The 17,236-nt window shown below is 45.1% G+C and carries 17 protein-coding genes; 11 read left to right on the plus strand and 6 right to left on the minus strand.

From position 1 onward, the window contains the following. A partial coding sequence (locus PHF18_RS11680) for a helix-turn-helix domain-containing protein (protein ID WP_300103050.1) occupies positions 1-178 on the minus strand: 178 nt, incomplete at its 3' end. A 179-nt stretch (positions 179-357) separates the two neighbouring features. On the opposite strand from PHF18_RS11680, the gene amrS (PHF18_RS11685) reads away from it, so the two are divergent. Together amrS (PHF18_RS11685) and PHF18_RS11690 are read left to right on the plus strand one after the other, a co-directional pair. Next, entirely contained in the window at positions 358-1,407 is a 1,050-nt protein-coding gene (gene amrS, locus PHF18_RS11685) for an AmmeMemoRadiSam system radical SAM enzyme (protein ID WP_300102962.1), read from the plus strand. A gap of 270 nt (positions 1,408-1,677) precedes the next feature. Then, positions 1,678-1,863: a hypothetical protein gene (locus PHF18_RS11690; protein WP_048129191.1), complete on the plus strand. Its 186-nt coding sequence runs from the start codon at positions 1,678-1,680 to the stop codon at positions 1,861-1,863. A 142-nt stretch (positions 1,864-2,005) separates the two neighbouring features. Here PHF18_RS11690 and PHF18_RS11695 read toward each other — a convergent pair whose 3' ends face one another. Continuing rightward, the gene (locus tag PHF18_RS11695) at positions 2,006-2,275 is read right to left on the minus strand and encodes a hypothetical protein (protein WP_300102971.1); all 270 of its coding nucleotides are present in this window, start codon (positions 2,273-2,275) and stop codon (positions 2,006-2,008) included. 355 nt (positions 2,276-2,630) lie between these two features. On the opposite strand from PHF18_RS11695, the gene PHF18_RS11700 reads away from it, so the two are divergent. The 7 genes from PHF18_RS11700 (at position 2,631) to amrS (PHF18_RS11730) (ending at position 10,946) form a co-directional block, all read left to right on the plus strand. Then, entirely contained in the window at positions 2,631-4,205 is a 1,575-nt protein-coding gene (locus PHF18_RS11700) for an ABC transporter substrate-binding protein (protein WP_300102974.1), read from the plus strand. A gap of 42 nt (positions 4,206-4,247) precedes the next feature. Next, positions 4,248-5,189: a nickel ABC transporter permease gene (gene nikB, locus PHF18_RS11705; RefSeq protein WP_300102977.1), complete on the plus strand. Its 942-nt coding sequence runs from the start codon at positions 4,248-4,250 to the stop codon at positions 5,187-5,189. Beyond that, positions 5,173-6,072: a nickel ABC transporter permease subunit NikC gene (gene nikC, locus PHF18_RS11710; RefSeq protein ID WP_300102980.1), complete on the plus strand. Its 900-nt coding sequence runs from the start codon at positions 5,173-5,175 to the stop codon at positions 6,070-6,072. Before nikB ends, nikC begins: the two co-directional genes overlap by 17 nt. After that, positions 6,069-7,133, plus strand: coding sequence for an ABC transporter ATP-binding protein (locus PHF18_RS11715; RefSeq protein ID WP_300102984.1), 1,065 nt, complete (start codon positions 6,069-6,071; stop codon positions 7,131-7,133). The genes nikC and PHF18_RS11715 overlap by 4 nt, the downstream gene beginning before the upstream one ends. Further along, complete coding sequence (locus PHF18_RS11720) at positions 7,121-7,861, plus strand: ATP-binding cassette domain-containing protein (RefSeq protein WP_300102987.1); 741 nt, start codon at positions 7,121-7,123, stop codon at positions 7,859-7,861. The genes PHF18_RS11715 and PHF18_RS11720 overlap by 13 nt, the downstream gene beginning before the upstream one ends. 207 nt (positions 7,862-8,068) lie before the next feature. Further along, positions 8,069-9,268 carry a methyltransferase gene (locus tag PHF18_RS11725; protein WP_300102990.1) on the plus strand — a complete coding sequence of 400 codons (1,200 nt, stop codon included), beginning with the start codon at positions 8,069-8,071 and terminating at the stop codon, positions 9,266-9,268. Between the two features lie 613 nt (positions 9,269-9,881). Then, positions 9,882-10,946 carry an AmmeMemoRadiSam system radical SAM enzyme gene (amrS, locus tag PHF18_RS11730; RefSeq protein WP_300102993.1) on the plus strand — a complete coding sequence of 355 codons (1,065 nt, stop codon included), beginning with the start codon at positions 9,882-9,884 and terminating at the stop codon, positions 10,944-10,946. A 707-nt stretch (positions 10,947-11,653) separates the two neighbouring features. On the opposite strand, the gene PHF18_RS11735 is transcribed toward amrS (PHF18_RS11730), so the two are convergent. From PHF18_RS11735 to tatC (PHF18_RS11750), 4 genes are all read right to left on the minus strand, one after another. Beyond that, positions 11,654-12,175, minus strand: coding sequence for a Nudix hydrolase (locus tag PHF18_RS11735; RefSeq protein WP_300102996.1), 522 nt, complete (start codon positions 12,173-12,175; stop codon positions 11,654-11,656). Positions 12,176-12,309: 134 nt separating this feature from the next. Beyond that, the gene (locus tag PHF18_RS11740) at positions 12,310-12,615 is read right to left on the minus strand and encodes a twin-arginine translocase TatA/TatE family subunit (RefSeq protein ID WP_300103000.1); all 306 of its coding nucleotides are present in this window, start codon (positions 12,613-12,615) and stop codon (positions 12,310-12,312) included. Positions 12,616-12,841: 226 nt separating this feature from the next. After that, on the minus strand, positions 12,842-13,186 hold the full coding sequence (locus PHF18_RS11745; RefSeq protein WP_300103003.1) for a twin-arginine translocase TatA/TatE family subunit: 345 nt from the start codon (positions 13,184-13,186) through the stop codon (positions 12,842-12,844). Between the two features lie 131 nt (positions 13,187-13,317). Continuing rightward, positions 13,318-14,097, minus strand: a complete 780-nt coding sequence (gene tatC / locus PHF18_RS11750; RefSeq protein WP_300103006.1) for a twin-arginine translocase subunit TatC — start codon at positions 14,095-14,097, stop codon at positions 13,318-13,320. Between the two features lie 306 nt (positions 14,098-14,403). On the opposite strand from tatC (PHF18_RS11750), the gene tatC (PHF18_RS11755) reads away from it, so the two are divergent. Both tatC (PHF18_RS11755) and PHF18_RS11760 read left to right on the plus strand, forming a co-directional pair. After that, positions 14,404-15,183 (plus strand): Sec-independent protein translocase TatC, encoded by a 780-nt coding sequence (tatC, locus tag PHF18_RS11755; RefSeq protein WP_300103009.1) that lies wholly within the window; start codon positions 14,404-14,406, stop codon positions 15,181-15,183. Positions 15,184-15,309: 126 nt separating this feature from the next. Next, on the plus strand, positions 15,310-16,197 hold the full coding sequence (locus tag PHF18_RS11760) for an EamA family transporter (RefSeq protein WP_300103013.1): 888 nt from the start codon (positions 15,310-15,312) through the stop codon (positions 16,195-16,197). Positions 16,198-17,236 lie beyond the last annotated feature (1,039 nt).

The following is a 17,236-nucleotide window of genomic DNA, read 5'->3' on the forward strand; positions in this document are numbered from 1 at the left end:
AAACTAAGAGGTGATTATTAAGGTCAAACTCCGAGAGACTTATTCTGAATTTTTTATACATTAACGATTTGATTTCAAGGAGTTTATTATAGACAAAACGACAGCTACCGAAGTGTTTTTCCATAAGGGCTTTTTGCTCCTTATTAGGGTGAATTCGGTATCTGTTACCTCGAAGCATCTTTATAATATACTCTTTGTAACTATATGGAGATATACGAAATTATTATCTTCGGATTGTGGGGAAGTTGACGCTCTCATCTCCCACCTGTCCAATCTGGTTTTACCGGATTGTCCGAGGAAGGAGTCTTCCCGCTTCGGGAGATAAATCCCATATTCTGGAACAGGGGGTTCTATATAATGATTCAAGAAGCCATGTTTTACGAAAAACTTACCGAAAACAAGGTCCGATGTAGCCTCTGTGCCCATCGCTGCAAGATCAACCCCGGAAAGCGAGGAATCTGCGGAGTAAGGGAAAACTGTGAAGGCACACTCTTTTCCCTGGTCTACGGTGCAGTTGCAAGCGAGTCAATTGCACATATCGAACAAAAGCCCCTTTATCACTATTATCCGGGGTCCACTGCGTATTCCGTCGGGACCATTGGCTGCAACTTCAGATGCAGGCACTGCCAGAACTGGACGCTTTCCCGGGCTTCTCCGGAAGATGCTGACCTGGGGACGCTCAGCCCCTCCCAGCTTATTCGGCAGGCTAAAATGGCAGGGTGCCAGTCGGTTTCCTGGACCTATAACGAGCCCACCGTCTGGTATGAGTATACTTACGACGGGGCAAAACTTGCAAAGGAGGCGGGACTCGGGACAAGCTATGTGACAAACGGGTACATCACCCCCGAAGCCCTTGAACAGATCGCCCCTTACCTAGACGCCTTCAGCGTGGACATCAAGGGGTTTTCCGAAGCATTTTACCGGGAAATCTGCGGGGCAAAACTGGCTCCTGTGCTCGAAGCCACCCTGCTTGCAAAGCAGCTTGGGATCCATGTGGAGGTCGTAAACCTGATAATCCCTACCCTCAACGACTCTCCTGACGAAATCAGGGAACTTTCCCGCTGGGTTTACGAAAACCTGGGGAGAAATACCCCTCTTCACTTCAACCGCTTCTACCCTTCCTACGAGATGAAGGACCTGCCTCCAACGCCAGTGGAAACGCTGGATAGGGCACGCTCGATTGCAATTGAGGAAGGGATGCGTTTTGTGTATGTGGGCAATGTACCCGGACACCCACACGAAAATACTTACTGTCCCGAATGCGGGACTTTGCTGATTGCAAGGGGATTTTTTGAGGTACAGGAATACAACCTTACCTTAGAGAAGGCCTGCCCGAAATGTGGAGAGAAGATTCCTATTGTGGGGGAGTATGCCGGAAACAGGAACCATATTTCGGACGCAGAATAAAGAAAACATTTCCGGATACATAATATAGGAACCATTTCCGGACACAGAATAAAGAAACCATTTCCGAACGCAGAATAAAGAAACCATTTCCGGATACATAATATAGGAACCATATTCCGGATGCAGAAACCAGGTGAACTAAGAATCTCCTTTTAAGATCAAGTTTAGTTGATTTATGCTCAAATCTATTTTTTAAAAAGATACATATAGAAGATTCCTCCAGTTAATATATAGTATAAAATTACCCAATTTTACTGGAGATGAATGTTAGTGACCATCTGGGAATACGATGTTAAAGAGATTAGGTTCAGTGAGTGGTCAAAGGCAAAAGAAGACCTTAACAACCTGGGTGTTGAAGGCTGGGAACTGATCAAGTGTTCAAATGAGATCGATGAAAATGGCATGATTACAGCTGTTTTCAAAAGGTCGGTTGATTACGTTGATGCAGCCTTCTAAAACTCTTTTTTCTTCCTTATCAAAAATTCTGAAGATTTACTCTTTTACTCTTTCTTATCCGTTTCCGGTTTTCCGTAAAAATCTCAATTACCTTCTACCTCAGGTAATTGTAGTATGTTAGCCAGAATTTGATTTTCAGCATTCAGTTATTTATTTTCAGGGTATTTTTCAGGGTATTTCTCAGGGTATTTCTCAGGGTATTTCTCAGGGTATTTCTCAGGGTATTTCTCAGGGTATTTCTCAGGGTATTTCTCAGGGTATTTCTCAGGGTATTTCTCAGGGTATTTTTCAGGGTATTTTTCAGGGTATTTTTCAGGGTATTTTTCAGGGTATTTTTCAGGATATTTTTCAGGTTTTTGTGTTTTACTGCCGTTATATTTCCTTCTAACGAATGATTTTCCGGGAGTAACATATTCAGTTAACGGCGTTTACTTGTAGTGGTATAAGAAAAATCTTTTATCTTATTAAATATTACAATATTTTAGTAAAATAATAATTGTAGGGGTAAATACATCGGGGGTATTTTTAAAGGCTTGAAATTCTCCGGTTTTTTATTTCCTGCATTAATTCCTTTAATATGGATGAAATGACGGCAGATTCCAGATAATCGGGACTATTAAAACATCTCCATCAAACTGTTTCCCATAAAAAATCTCCAACTAAACTGCCATTCCATCGGCCTGAATTCTATCAAACACCAGTTCATTAAATTATCTCCTATCAAAAATTAAGGATTGACTCTGAATTGGAGTTATTGAGGATTATCTATGAATCGGAGTTTCAAGTTCATTTTGATCATTTGTATGCTGTTTGCCGTAATCGGAGCAAGTGCCTGTATAGGTGAAGAAAAAGATGGGACTGCAAAAGGTGCAGGTTCCGGAGAAAATTCCCAGGAGCTTGTTGTGGGCATAAGTACGGATGTCAGCAACTGGTACCTTGACATGTTTGCAGCGGGTGATGCACGTTTTGTCTGGTCTCAGGTCTATGAAACCCTTGTGAGGCTTGATTCAGACCTGAACATTATCCCCGGGCTTGCGGAATCCTGGGAAACCCCTGATGAAGGAAAGACCTGGATATTCCACCTGCGCGAAAATGTGACTTTCCATGACGGGACTCCCTTTGATGCCGATTCGGTTGTTTACTCTTATTCCAATAAGTCCTATGTAAGGCAGGCAGTCTTAAAACCGGTTCAGAGCGTGGAAGCTCTCGACGCTCATACTGTAAAATTTGTCCTGGCAAAACCCATGCCTCTGCCGTTCTACCTGACTCACATAGCCTGGCCTGTAATGGGTCCGAGCTGTCTTGATGAAGCCGGGAATTTCATCAAACCGATAGGAACCGGGCCGTTCAAGTTTGAAACTCAGGCAAAGGACCAGGAAATAGTGCTCACAAAAAATGAAGCCTACTGGGGTGAAAAGCCGCTGCTTGATAAGGTTACTTTTAAGGTAATCCCGGAGGCGGCTACACGGGTGATTGCCCTTGAGACGGGGGAAGTGGACATGGTCGTCAAGGTCCCGGAATACGATGTCCAAAGGCTCGAAGCCGAAGAGGGTATCCAGGTCCACAGGAAACTTTCGACCTTTACGGATTTCCTGCAGTTCAACTGCGACAAATCTCCCTTTAATGAAAAGAGAGTACGCCAGAGTGTTGCTTATGCAGTCGATACTGAAACTCTCGTAAATGAAGTGCTTGAAGGCGTCGGGGTGCCGGCAGGTGGAAGGCCTTATTCCCCTGTAATGATGTACTCAGACCCTGATCTTAAGACATATACGCAGGACCTCGATAAGGCAAGGGCTCTCCTTGAGGAGGCCGGGTGGAAAGATTCTAACGGGGACGGGATTGCAGAAAAAGACGGAAAACCCCTGCATGTGACCCTGATAGTAAGTAAGGGAGTTTGGGCAGCCAGGCATAACCCTATAGCTCAGGTTGTGCAGGGTGTCCTTCGAGAAGTCGGAATGGATGTAGAAATCAAGGTTCTTGACGAAGGAGCCATAAGCAAACTCGAAAGCACAGGGGACTTTGATATGATACTCAGAAGCGGCTATTTCGTCTGGGGACCCTACCCGAAGCACTTCTTTGTGCACCACTCCGCAAGCCCTTATTCTCATTACCACAATGAGACCTATGACCAGCTCGTCAATGAAGCCGATATGACTGTTGATACACAGAAACAGGAAGAACTCTACCATTCCCTGCAGGCCTTTGTGATAGAAGAAGTTCCGGCTTTTTACCTTGTGCACGAGGAAAAAGTTGTTGCAACCGGCTCTTCGGTAAAAGGCTATACCATAAGCTCTGAAGACCCCTGGCTGAACCTTTCGAGGGTCTACCTGGAAAAGAAGTAAAGCATAAAGTTCAGAAAGATGTAAAGAGTTCGGAAGATACTCATGTGGAAATACATATCAAAGCGCCTGGCAATGGTTTCTATCGTACTTATGGGAGTTACACTCGTAGCTTTTTCTGCGATGTGCCTTGCTCCAGGCGACCCTGCAGAGGTTATAGCCCTTGCAAGGTACGGGGAAGACCTGAGCGCCAGCCAGATCGAAACCCTGAGGGAAGCGGAAGGACTTGATGCTCCTGTACATGTGCAGTACCTTATATGGCTTAACCATCTGCTTCGGCTGGACCTTGGAAAATCGCTTGTGACTTCAGAAGATGTCCTTGCCGAAATCCGCCAGAAACTGCCTGCAACCGCAGAACTTGCAATTGCCAGCCTGCTGATTTCCCTTCTAATTGCCCTGCCTGCGGGGATCCTGGGGGCACTCCGGAAAAACACCCTGCTTGACAAAAGTTGCATGTTTGTTTCTCTGGTAGGTGTTTCTATTCCGAACTTCTGGCTTGGACTTCTCCTGATCTGGCTTTTTGCCCTGACCCTCCACATATTACCCAGTTTCGGCTACGGAAGCCTGAAACACTTAGTTCTGCCTGCCCTTACCCTTGGAACCTCAATGTCGGCAGTTACTGCAAGGCTTACCCGCGCAAGCCTTCTGGAGGTGATGGGACAGGAATATATTTTGGCTGCACGCGCCAGGGGGTTTGACGAACATACAATCCTTTTCCGGCACGCCCTGAAAAACGCTTTTCTTCCGGTTGTCACATTTGCAGGAATGCAGTTTGGCTACCTTCTTGGAGGGGCAGTGATTGTGGAAACCATCTTTTCTTGGCCTGGCATTGGAAAACTTCTTGTTGACTCGATTTTTGCGAGGGACTTCTCCATGGTCCAGGGCTGTGTCCTTTTTATTGCAGTGCTTTTTTCCCTCTCCAGCCTTGCCGTTGATATCCTTTATGCAGTGCTTGACCCGAGGATAAGATATGACAGACGTGATTGAAAAAATAGAGATAACTGAAAAGATATGCCTGGCTAAAAAAAGGCTGTGTTTAGGGGAATTAAGGAAGAACAGGCTTGCGGTCTCAGGCATCCTGCTTATCGTCTTCCTTTGCGTTCTGGCTCTGTTTGCTCCCGAGATCGCTCCGCACGACCCCCTTGCCCAGAGGCTTGACAGCAGGTTTCTTTGTCCGTCTTTTGAATATCCTTTCGGAACCGATGAGCTTGGGCGCTGCATTTTTTCAAGAGTTATCTATGGAACACGCATTTCTCTGGGTATCGGACTCCTTGTGGTTGCAGTAACGTCCATTGCAGGCACATCTCTGGGGCTGCTTTCAGGGTACATGGGAGGTGTGCTGGATGAAGTCATAATGAGAGGAATAGACATCGTGATGGCCTTTCCCAATATCATCCTTGCCCTGGTGATTGCAGGGCTGCTGGGTCCGGGCTTTTCAAGTGTTGTCCTTGCCCTTGCCTTTACCCAGTGGCCTGCTTATGCCAGGCTTGTACGCGGGCAGGTGCTGTCTCTCAGGAAGAGGAATTTTGTGGAGGCTGCAAGGGCTCTGAGGCCCTCAAGTTTCTACATTATGCGAAAACATATCCTTCCAAACTGCATGGAGCCTGTAATCGTGCTTGGAACCCTTGAGATTGCACACGTTATTATTTTTGCTGCAGCCCTGAGTTTTCTCGGACTCGGGATTCAGCCCCCTGACCCGGAATGGGGTTCCATGCTCAAAGCCGGGGTCCCGTACCTCCGTACAGCTCCCCATCTCACCTTTTTCCCGGGCCTGATGATCATATTCACAGTCTTTGCGTTTAATTTTGCAGGAGACGGTTTGAGGGAAAGCCTTGGTCAGCCTGCCGATCAGGAGGTGCTGGCAAGGTGAACCCCCCCATTCTCTCAATTGAAGACCTGAACGTCTCTTTCAAAACCTCAAAAGGCATTGTAAGAGCCAATGAGGGAATTTCCCTTGAAATAAGGGAAGGAGAAATTCTGGGGCTTATAGGAGAAACAGGCTGTGGAAAAACCACTCTTGGAAAAGCCATTTTGAGGCTGCTCTCCGGTAAAGCAAAACTTGAAGGAAAAATAGTGTACAGGGATACGGATCTCCTAACCCTGCCCGAGAAGGAAATGAGATGCTTCAGGGGAAAGGAAATAGGAATTATGCTCCAGAACCCTTCAGCTTGCCTCAACCCTGTTCTTTCTGCAGGAAGGCAGATTGCAGAAATCTACCGTTACCACGAAGGCATGGGAAAAAAGGAAGCTGAAAAGAAAGCCGGAGAGATGCTTGAGCTTGTGGGGATAAGCTCTTTCCGGGGGTGCGAATATCCCCACCAGTTCAGCGGCGGGATGCTGCAGAGGGTCATGGTTGCAATAGGGCTTGCCCTCAGGCCCGGGCTTCTGATCGCAGATGAGCCTACAAAAGGGCTTGACACGGATACGAAATTGCAGATAGTGGAACTAATTGCCGGACTTGTCCGCAAGGAAAATTCTTCCATGCTTCTGATCACGCATGACCTGGAACTTGCCGGCAGGCTCGCGGACAGAATTGCAGTTATGTACGCCGGAGAAATCATCGAAATCGGAAAGGCGGCTGAGATCATTTCTAACCCGAAACATCCTTACACCCTTGACCTGCTACATTCGCTTCCCGGAAAGGGGTTCAGGACCGTTCCAGGGCAACCCCCTAGCCTTGTTTCCCCTCCTTCCGGCTGCAGGTACCATCCGCGTTGCAGTTTCCGGCTTGAGGCCTGCTCACAGGTCCATCCGGAACTTCTGGGGTTTGAGAGTGAGCGCCTTACCCGCTGCTTTCTCTCTGAAATGGGCAGGATAAAGGAAACTGCAGCACAGCCTTCTCTTAATTCACAGCCTTCCCTTAATTCACAGCCTTCCCTTAATTCACAGTCTGCTCTCAAGTGTGCAGAGGAGGAGACGTGGCACTGTTGAAGGGAGACGTGGCACTGTTGAAGGGAGACATGGCACTGTTGAAGGTAGAGAACCTGAAAAAGTACTATTATTCGGGGCTGTTCAAAAAAGAGGTCCACAGGGCTGTTGACGGAGTCAGTTTTGAGATAGGAAAAGGGGAAATTCTGGGACTTGTTGGAAAAAGCGGCTGCGGAAAATCCACACTTGGGAGAACAGTTTTGAGGCTGCTGGAACCCACTGCAGGTAGGGTCCTTTTTGATGGACAGGACATCTCAGGCTTCAAAGGCAGTGACCTGAAAAGACTGGGGACAAGAATGCAGATTATTTTCCAGAACCCGGAATCCTGCCTGAACCCGAGGATGAAGGTCTATGATGCCATTGCCGAACCCCTCAGGCTTCACAGGCTCTGCGAAAGAGATGAAGAACGGGGACGGATACAGGAACTTATCGAGGCTGTTTCCCTGAGTGAGGAACTGCTTTTCCGCTATCCCGGAGAATTGAGCGGAGGGCAGCTCCAGAGGGTTTCAATAGCCAGAGTCCTGGGCATGAAACCGGAGTTCATAGTTGCGGATGAACCCACTTCAATGCTCGACCCACTTGTCCAGGGGCAGGTCCTTTTCCTTCTCAAAAAACTGCAAAATGATTATGGAATCAGTTTTCTATTCATCTCCCACGATATGCAGGTCGTGGAATGGATGAGTGATGAAATCGCTTTCATGGAGGAAGGAAAAATTGTCGGTTTCAGGTAGTGGTGCCGGGCAAGAATTTGTAACTCTGTACCTGAGTTCCCATTTTTATTTAATTCATTTTACCGGGCTTACTTTTACTTTATTATAATAAGTAAATTTTTTCCTGTCGGATCAGAAAGATGTGTATAAAATATGATAGGAGAAATATATGGAGAATAGGAAAAATATCTGGAAATAGGAGAAATATCTGGAAATAGGAGAAATTGCATGGAAAACAAAGCTCAAAATCAAACTGAAACGTCTGTTGACCTGATGCAAAAGCCTGAGGTAGATTCCGATCGTTTTTTCAAGCTTGTTGATTCCTCTGTCCGGGGCCTGAGGGAGTGCAGGCTTATTGCTGCGGCCTTTGAGCTTGGAGTGTTTGAAGCTCTTAAAGTCCCCTTATCAGCAGGAGTTCTGGCTGAAAAGCTCGGATGCGACCCTGTGCTTATGCCCCACTTCTGCGAGGCTCTCCATAGCCTCGGTTTCCTCGATAGGTTTGAGGAAGGGGCACATGGAGAAGGGGCACATGAGGAAGAGGAAAATGCGCAGATGCAGGAAAAAAGCGAAGGCGAATCCGAAGGCAGATCTGAAGGCAAACCATCTGATCACGGAGTAAACCCTGATCACGAAGTAAAAAATCATGGGGCAGTGTACCTGGTATCGGAACTCAGTGCAACGTATCTTCTGGAGAGCTCTCCGTTTTCTCAGAAGCATTACCTTGCCGAAAGGCTCAGGAATGTTGAACTCTGGGTGCGGCTTCCGCAGATTATGAAGAGAGGACCTGAGATTGTCGAGAAAGGGCCTTTTTTCGGGGAGGTTGTCCAATGTATGGCTGAAAACGCGCGCTGCGGTCTGCTTCAGGAAACGGTTCGGATTGTCCTGGAAAATGTGGATTTTACAAATGTCAAAAAGCTGCTTGACCTCGGGGGAGGGCACGGGCTCTATGCAATCGCTTTTGCAAAATTGAATGAAAACCTCCAGGCTTTTGTTTTCGACCTTCCGCCTGTTACGCAAAAAACAAAAGATTTCATAGAAAAGTATGGATCTTCAAGAGTGGATATAATTCCCGGGGACTTTTTTAATGATGAAATCGGAAGTGGATACGATGTTATCTTTTCTTCCTTTAATCCAGGAGGAAAAGTGCCTTCCCTTATCCCGAAGATTTCCAAAGCCCTGACTCCAGGAGGCGTTTTCATAACCAGGCAGATCCCTGATGAAAAAATGAAATCCAGCCCTCTTCTCAGCCTGGATTGGAACCTCTGGACTTTTGAAGATGTAAAAAAAGGAGGATCAGGATACAGTTTTGAAAACAGCGTCCCGTTTTCCGAATATATAGAGATGTTGAACAGCCACGGGCTTGAAGTCTTCCGTGTCCTTGACATGAATGACGGGTCAAGGATCGTGTTTGCCTGGAAAGTAGCCTGAGTTTTGCAGGGAAAATACAGTAATTTCTCCTGCAATATTTTTCCGCCACGAATAGGCTACTTACAGGCTTGAAAAGACCTATATTTAAGCATGGATCTGAAGAGAACACTTTTTTGATATGGATACCGCAGTTCCGTTAGGGATAATTGTTAATTAACCTGTTTTTAACCTAAGTTCCGCATTTTTAGGCGCATAAACGTCTCTTGATATCGGAGTATGCGCTTAAATTTAAGCACATAATCTATAAGCTCCAATTTCAAAACCACAATCTACTGACTTAGTAGATTTGCGGAATTGTGTGTATGCGCTTAAATTTTGGGAACTCAGGTTTTAACTCCATAAGCACGCATTTTGCGACAGGAAAACCGGAGAGATCCTAATCCGGCTTTGTAGAATGGATTTTAATGAATACAAAACCAGCAGGCAAAATAAAGGTTTGAAAGACAAAAGTACAGGTTTTATTCTGACAGTTTTTTTACAGCGGGGAAGGGGTTCCTGAAACTGTTACTCAAAAATCCTGCTTGGAGCAAATTACAGAGCCCACCCGTTTACCCACACCTGACTAAAAAAAATCTCTAACAGCAACGTTATTACCCAAAAAAACAATCTCTTAATGGGGATTGTTGTGATTCGCGAAGCCATGTTCTACGAGAAACTCGAAGCTGACAAAGTACAGTGCGGGCTCTGTGCCCACAGGTGCAAAATCGCCCCTGGAAAGAGGGGATTTTGCAGGGTTCGGGAAAACAGGGGAGGTAATCTTTATTCTCTTATTTACGGTACGGTTTCCAGCGAAGCTGTGGACCCTATCGAAAAAAAGCCTCTTTATCATTTCTATCCGGGGTCTTATGCATACTCAGTGGGGACTATCGGGTGCAATTTCCGCTGCAAACACTGCCAGAACTGGACTATTTCCCAGACCGACGTGGAAGATTCCTATGCCAGGGACATCCTCCCTGAAGAGCTGGTGGAAAAGGCGCTTATCTCGGGTTCGAGGTCAATCGCCTGGACCTACAACGAGCCCACTATCTGGCACGAGTATACATACGAAAGCGCAAAGCTGGCAAAGGACGCGGGCCTTGCTACCGTCTATGTGACCAACGGCTACATGACCCCGGAAGCCCTCAGGCACATTGCTCCCAGGCTGGACGCTGCCAATATTGATATCAAGGCATTCACTGAAAAATTCTATCATGATGTTGCCAGCGCAAAACTGGCTCCAGTGCTTGAGTCCTCCGTCCTTGCAAAAGAGCTCGGGATCCATGTGGAGATCACCAACCTCATCATCCCGAAACACAACGACTCTCTTGACGAGCTCCGGGAACTTTCGAAATGGGTCTACAAAAACCTCGGGCCTGACACTCCCCTCCACTTCACGCGCTTCCACCCCCAGTACCAGATGCAGGACCTCTCCCCTACTCCGGAAAAAACAATGGAAGAGGCCTGTAAAATCGCAACCGAAGAAGGGATGAAGTATGTCTACATGGGCAATGTTCCGGGAAGCGACCGCAACAATACCTTCTGCCCTAACTGCGGTAAAATGTTGATTGCAAGGGGATTTTTCGATATCGAAAAGTACGAAATAACTCCTGAAAAGACCTGCCCTGTGTGCGGAGAGAATATACCTATCATTGGAGAGTATGCGGGCTCAAAACAGGTATTGAATGAAGATGAAGATTGAAAGCGGTTCCTGATTAACTGATTGATCTATTCCGGAATCCCAGGAAGAAATCTTTCGGTTTTCTTTCCCTGCGCCGCAACAGGCCTGGGCCGATCTGCCCACAAGATAAAAAGCGACCGGAAAATAGGCACTGCAATGCAGAGAAACAAATGTTGAAGGAAATAGCCAAGGAATAAGAGAATACTTTCCTTAATTCCCAAAAACTGATTGCTGATTTATAAGGTAAATATAAGCGCCCCCGCCAGCTTGTCTGGCGGCTCGTCAAAAAAGAAAGAAAAACAGATTTGAAAGAGAACTTAGACCGAAATTTATGCCTATTTGAGCTGTCTGGTTCTCGTTTTAACTCAAAAGAGCCTTCAAAAGCTTTTATTTAGACCTTATTCTTCCTTTTTGTTTTTTTGGGAAAGACCGCTCTCCTGCATCGAACTGGACAAAAACGACGTGATAAAGCGAATAAGGTTGTATGGGTCAGAGAGCTCTTTAAATAGTCAGCTTGAGCTAAACTCACTACTAAAACCAAAAAGTAGTCCTCTTGAGCGCAGCGAAAAGGACCATGCACTGCAGAGCCGCAACTCTGCCGGGACAAAAACGACGTTATGAAGTGAATACGGTTGTAAGGACCAGAAATATTATACTTTTAGTCTATTTATTCAAGTTATTTTATTATAGTCCTCTTATTTGTTATATTTTTTTAGCCCTCTTAAATGTCAGAAAAGATATTTTCCGCACCCTTCTTCAAAGATTTTTATTATCCCTGCCCTCAGGGAAGGCGTATAGTTGCCAGGTTCGGCTTCAACAGCCCTGTACAATTCTTCGAGTTCCACCCACTCAACGGAAATGGCTTCCTCAGGGTCGTGTCGGATAAGGCTGGCAGTTTCTTCCGAACATCTGCCTGAAAATACCGTATGGTAAGCTCCTTTGTTTTCAAAAATGCAGGGAATTTTGAACAATTTCCTGAAAGGGACTGAGATTCCAATTTCTTCGAGCATCTCCCGCGCAATGCAGGTCTCGTAGGATTCATCTGCGACAGTGCCGCTTACGGAATAGGTATATCGATCGGGATACCAGTATTTTCCAGGCGCCCGCTTCTGCAGGAGCATTCTGTTTTCCGGGTCCAGAAGGATGAGATGGGAAGCCCTGTGGATGTGATTCCCCGAGTAAAAGTCTTCCCTCGGGCGCAGTCCGAGAAAGTTATCATCTCTGTCAACTTCAATGATCAACTCTGTCACAGGAAATCTCCGGATTACCTTTGATCTTTAACACGAATAATGTAAAATTAGAGCGACAATAAAAAGAAGTTCCGAGAAATGAAATTAAAAAATGAAATGATATGAAAAAAGAACAGTTTGCTTTTCGGGCGCTTTCAGGGCTCTGAGACCTCTTTTGGTTTCTCTGCAGATCTCTGGATCTCTTCAAGCAACTGGTCGTCGGTCTTGCCTCTGATGTCGATCCCGAGCTTTGCAGCAGTCTCCTGCACCTTGGTCTTTGGAGTGATCGGTTCCTTTAAGGATTTTTCAAATTCCTTCAGGTTTTGTTCGGATTCTTTCTGGGCTTTTTTGAATTCTCCCACCGAACTTCCCATGGACCGGGCCAGTTCCGGAAGTTTGCTTGCCCCAAAAAGGAGTACAGCTATTGCAAAGATCATTAACAGTTCATTTGTGCCTATCATGGCTTAGACCTCTAGTTTTTCGTTTTCTTAAGAATAACAGGTTTTCGGCAGGTAATAATTGGTCTGAAGGTCGAACCTTCAAGTGAAGTTAAGGACTTTTTATTCTATATAAGTATGTTATATAAGGTTTCTATTTTGAATTTATTATATGAGCAAAGTTTATATTATTTTGTATTTCCTTTTGTGCCAGCACTTTTTCAGGTTCTGTCTCTTAAGGCTCTGCCCCTTAATTTGATTTTACCTGGGATTTCGGCTGTTCCGGGGTTTTATCCTGTGCCGGAATGGATTGTCTGGCCTCCAGAACATTTTCCAGACCTGTATTTGCCTTTGTTTCTTTTTCGTTACTTTTAATTTCTTTATTTTCCTTCTCTTCCTCTTTTTCCCTGTTTCCATTTCCGGTTTTTCGGGTGTATGCATCGAATTCCGTTAGTTCCAGCTCAGCAGCACGCTGTGCTTTTTTAAACTCCCCTAAAGCACCTCCGAGAGATCGTGCAAGTTCAGGGAGCTTTTTGGGCCCGAAGAGGAAGAGAGCAGCGATCAGGATTGCGATCAGTTCACTGGAACCTATCATTGTCGGTTATTATCAGCAACCAAATATAAAAATTCTTGCAAGAACGAGCTGGGTAATAATTTTTCCTGTGAATTTTTTATAATTGCAGGTTTTATAATATAATGTCTGTCTTCAAATCGTCCGACTTCTTCTTAAAATAATCTGATGAGCAACAGGCTGAACTCAAAGAGAACTGCCAGCAAAAGCGTGACAAGAATCTGGGCAATGAAAGTCGGGTCCGGGGAGAGAAAGAGGGAAAGGGCAAGGATCGCACTGTAGACCAGTATCCGCTGTTTTTTGAGGGTTTCATTCTTTACAAGCCCCATTTTCACGGCAAAAACTATGAGAAGGGGGAGCTGGAACACAACTCCGAAACCTGCCAGGATTGTAGTCACGGCTGAGAGGGTGTTCTGGACGGAAAGCTGGGCTGAAGCCATGTCCCCGGAGTAGAGGAAAATATATTTGAACATTACAGGCAGGACAAGGAAGTAGCCTATAGCCGTCCCGAAAATGAAAAGCAGAAAAGATGCAGGGATTACCTTAAGGAAAAAGTGCTTTTCATGCGGATAAAGCCCTTTGCCTGCAAACCTGTAGAGCTGGTAGAAGAATTGTGGGATGGAGACTGCAAGGGCAAAGACCAGGCAGAGCTTGAGGCGGGCAAAGATCCATTCCAGAGGCGAGTACACTGCCATGTCAAGACCCGGACTTATGAACTCTTTCCATACGAGCAACATCCCTTTTTCCGAGAATGGAAAAGCAATAATAATTCCCAGAAAGAGCCAGATTAAAACAACTGCCAGCCGGTTCCTGAGTTCGAGCAGGTGGGCTACAAGGGGCTCTTCAATATCCCCGGGGACGCCGGAAGTATATGAATTCTTATCTGATGTGTTTTCGGTGGAAGGGGTTAAATTGCCTGTATGATGTGAGTCCATTTTCTTCTGCCCTTACACTGTACTTGAATAAATATATTAATATCGGAACATAATATTAGCTCTGAACCTGTGCTCCTATCCTGCAGATATTCAGGTGTTCCGGAGCAGGGAGTCTTCACAATAACCTCTTACAAACATCTTTTCGATCTATCTTCACAATATCTTCACAATATCTTCACTATATTACTTAAGGTGGAAAAACAAAGCAGATAAAAGGAAAATGGATGGTAAATGTTCCTCCACGGATCCCGAGTTCCTTAAATATGAGAACGAATTTCCTTTTATTTCTCCGGATAGGTACTCAATATGTCTGAAGCAATTGAAAATCTAAGTGTAATCCTGCTAGCCCTGCGAAAAAAACTGCTTGTGATCACTGCGGTCCTTTTCGCAGGTGTTATGGTCTCTTTCCAGTTTACAGGCCCCATTATCGAGAGGATGAAAGAAGACCTCCTGCCTGAGGGTGCAAAGCTGGTTTACGTGTCCCCTCTTGAAGTAATGATGCTGCAGTTAAAGCTTTCTGTCATAATGGGACTGCTCATCACCTTACCGATTATTGCATTCTATATTTACAAAGCCATTTCGAATCGTTTTTCGGTTCGAATCCCTATAATTATTGGAAGGGGCCAGTTTGTTTTCCTGAGTGCAGTTTCTATCATCATGTTTGTTCTTGGGGCTTCATACGCTTATTTTCTCATGCTGCCCCTTTTCCTTAAGTACCTTTACCTGAGTGCAGCAGGTTCAGGAGTTACTGCGACTTATTCGATCTTCAAGTTCATTTCTTTTGCAGCTTCAGGCACAGCAATCTTCGGGTTGATTTTCGAACTCCCAATTGTGCTTACCTTCCTGACCCGAAACGGCTATGTAAAATACAGTACCCTTGTGACCTACCGCAAGCATATTTATATCGTCTTCCTGGTGATCGGGGCTGTCATCACCCCTCCTGATGTCCTCAGTCAGGTCATGGTTGCAGTGCCCATGATAATCTTTTTTGAGATCAGCATGGTTATTGTGAGGGTACTTGGAGTAAAGAACAAGGTATCTCAGCCTGACTCTTCATCAGCATCCAGAGCTTCGGGAAGAAGCTAAGCGATGAAATAAAGCGATAAAAGGCAGGATGGAGTGAGTGTTCTGGAGATCATCCGACATGTCATGGACTATCTTCAGTGTGCTCGGGAAAACCTTATTTAAACCAACCCCTTATTTGAAGGGGTCATGGAGCCCAGGTACATAAAAGCAAATGCTCAGGTTATTGCTGCATCCGTCATCTATGGGTTTGCAGGCATATTTTTCCTGTACATAAAAAACATGGCTGCAGGCCCGGTTGTTTTTTTCCAGCTCCTTTTCGGTTTTCTTGCCCTTGCAGTTTATCTGGCAGCCACAGGAAAGCTCTCCGGGATAAGGCTGAGGGGAAAAAGAAAAACCGTGCTGCTTCTTGGGGCCTGGCAAGCCGGAGTAATGCTTTCCTATTACACAGCTGTGAACTTTACGAACGTCTCGATGTCTGTGCTTTTGCTTTATACGGCTCCTCTATATGTCCTGCTGATTGCCCCTATCATCCTTAAAGAAAAAATAAGCACAAAAAACCTTGCTGCCCTTGCGCTCTCCCTTATAGGGGTGGTGGTGGTTGTAGGTCCTGAGAGTCTTGTTGCCGGCACGGCAGAAGCCGGATCGGGATATCTCTACGGTGTGTTGATGGGGCTTTTTTCAGGTTTTTTCTATGCCTGTATAATTATGACCTCCCGCTACCTCAGAGACGAATATTCAGGCATGGAACAGCTTTTCCTCTCAACAGGCGTAACCCTTGTGATCCTTTTTCCCTTTATGCTGCAGATCTCTTCCGCAGCCCTGCTTGAGAACCTGCCTGTCCTTCTCTTCCTCGGGGTAATGATAACCTCTCTCGGCTCCATTCTCTATTTCACAGGGCTTGAGCAGGTAAAAGCCCAGAATGCTAGCATAATCTCCCTGCTTGAACCCGTAAGTGCTATCTTTTTTGCTTATCTAATCTTAAACGACCCTGTATCCCGGGCTACCCAACTCGGATGCGTCCTTATTCTTGCAAGCTCTCTCCTCATGAGCCAGGAAAAAGAAAGCAAAATCTGAAGTGATGTTCTTTTGAAAGGAAAGGCAACTGAAAAAACACCCGGGTTACCGCTCGAGTTTCGCTGCCCGAATTGCGCCTCGGGAGTACGCGGTCCTTTTCGCTGCGCTCAAGAGGACTACTTGATTGGTTTTAGCTGAGATGTGCTCAAGAGGACTACTCGATGGATTTTAGCAGTGAACTTGGCTCAAGAGGTCTGAATTACAAATCTTTTTGATCCGTACAACCATATTCGTCATCTAGTACCGTCCTTGTCACGCTCGACGCAGGAGAGCGGCCTTCAGACAAAAAAGAGAAAAAAGCCAGAAAGTAAAAGAAAATAGGGAGCCGGTGAGATAAAAAAGAATAGTAAATACAACCGGAAAAACTGAATGGGTCAAAAAAAAGAATTAAATTATACCTGAAAAATAATCTTTTCCACGTATATTTTTTCTTCATTTTCCTGTTTTTTACAGCTTTTTATTGAATTTTATTGAATTTTATTGAATTTTATTGCTTTTTATTGAGTTTTATTGCTTTTTATTGCATTTTATTAGTTTTTATTACTTTTTATTGCATTTTATTGAATATTATTGATTTTTATTGCATTTTATAGCGAGGTATTGCTTTTAAATTATTTTTAAGGCTTTTAAAAACATTTTCTTTCTGCATCTATCTTCTTTTTGGGAAGGACCGCCAGACAAGCTGGCGGAGGCGTCCTATAAAGTTGGAGTTTCTCTCAGAGGGTGTGGTGGTTAGCTTGTTATTTTCTTGCTGATGGTGAACCGGTTTCAGCCATGCAGGGAGCAGAAGAGAAAAATGATAGATTCCATCTTCGGGTTACAGATGTATCAACCGATTAATCAAGGACCAAAAACAAATTCTAATGTCAAGTAAATAATTCCAGATGTATTCCCCTTATGTGTACGGATATTTTTCAAATAGGTAATATACAACCACTTACACAAATACAACCACTTAAACAAATACAACCACTTAAACAAATACAATCACTTGCACAAATACAACCACTTGTACAAATACAACTACTTAAACAATCCT

It is taken from the genome of Methanosarcina sp., from assembly GCF_028693135.1.
Lineage (GTDB): Archaea > Halobacteriota > Methanosarcinia > Methanosarcinales > Methanosarcinaceae > Methanosarcina.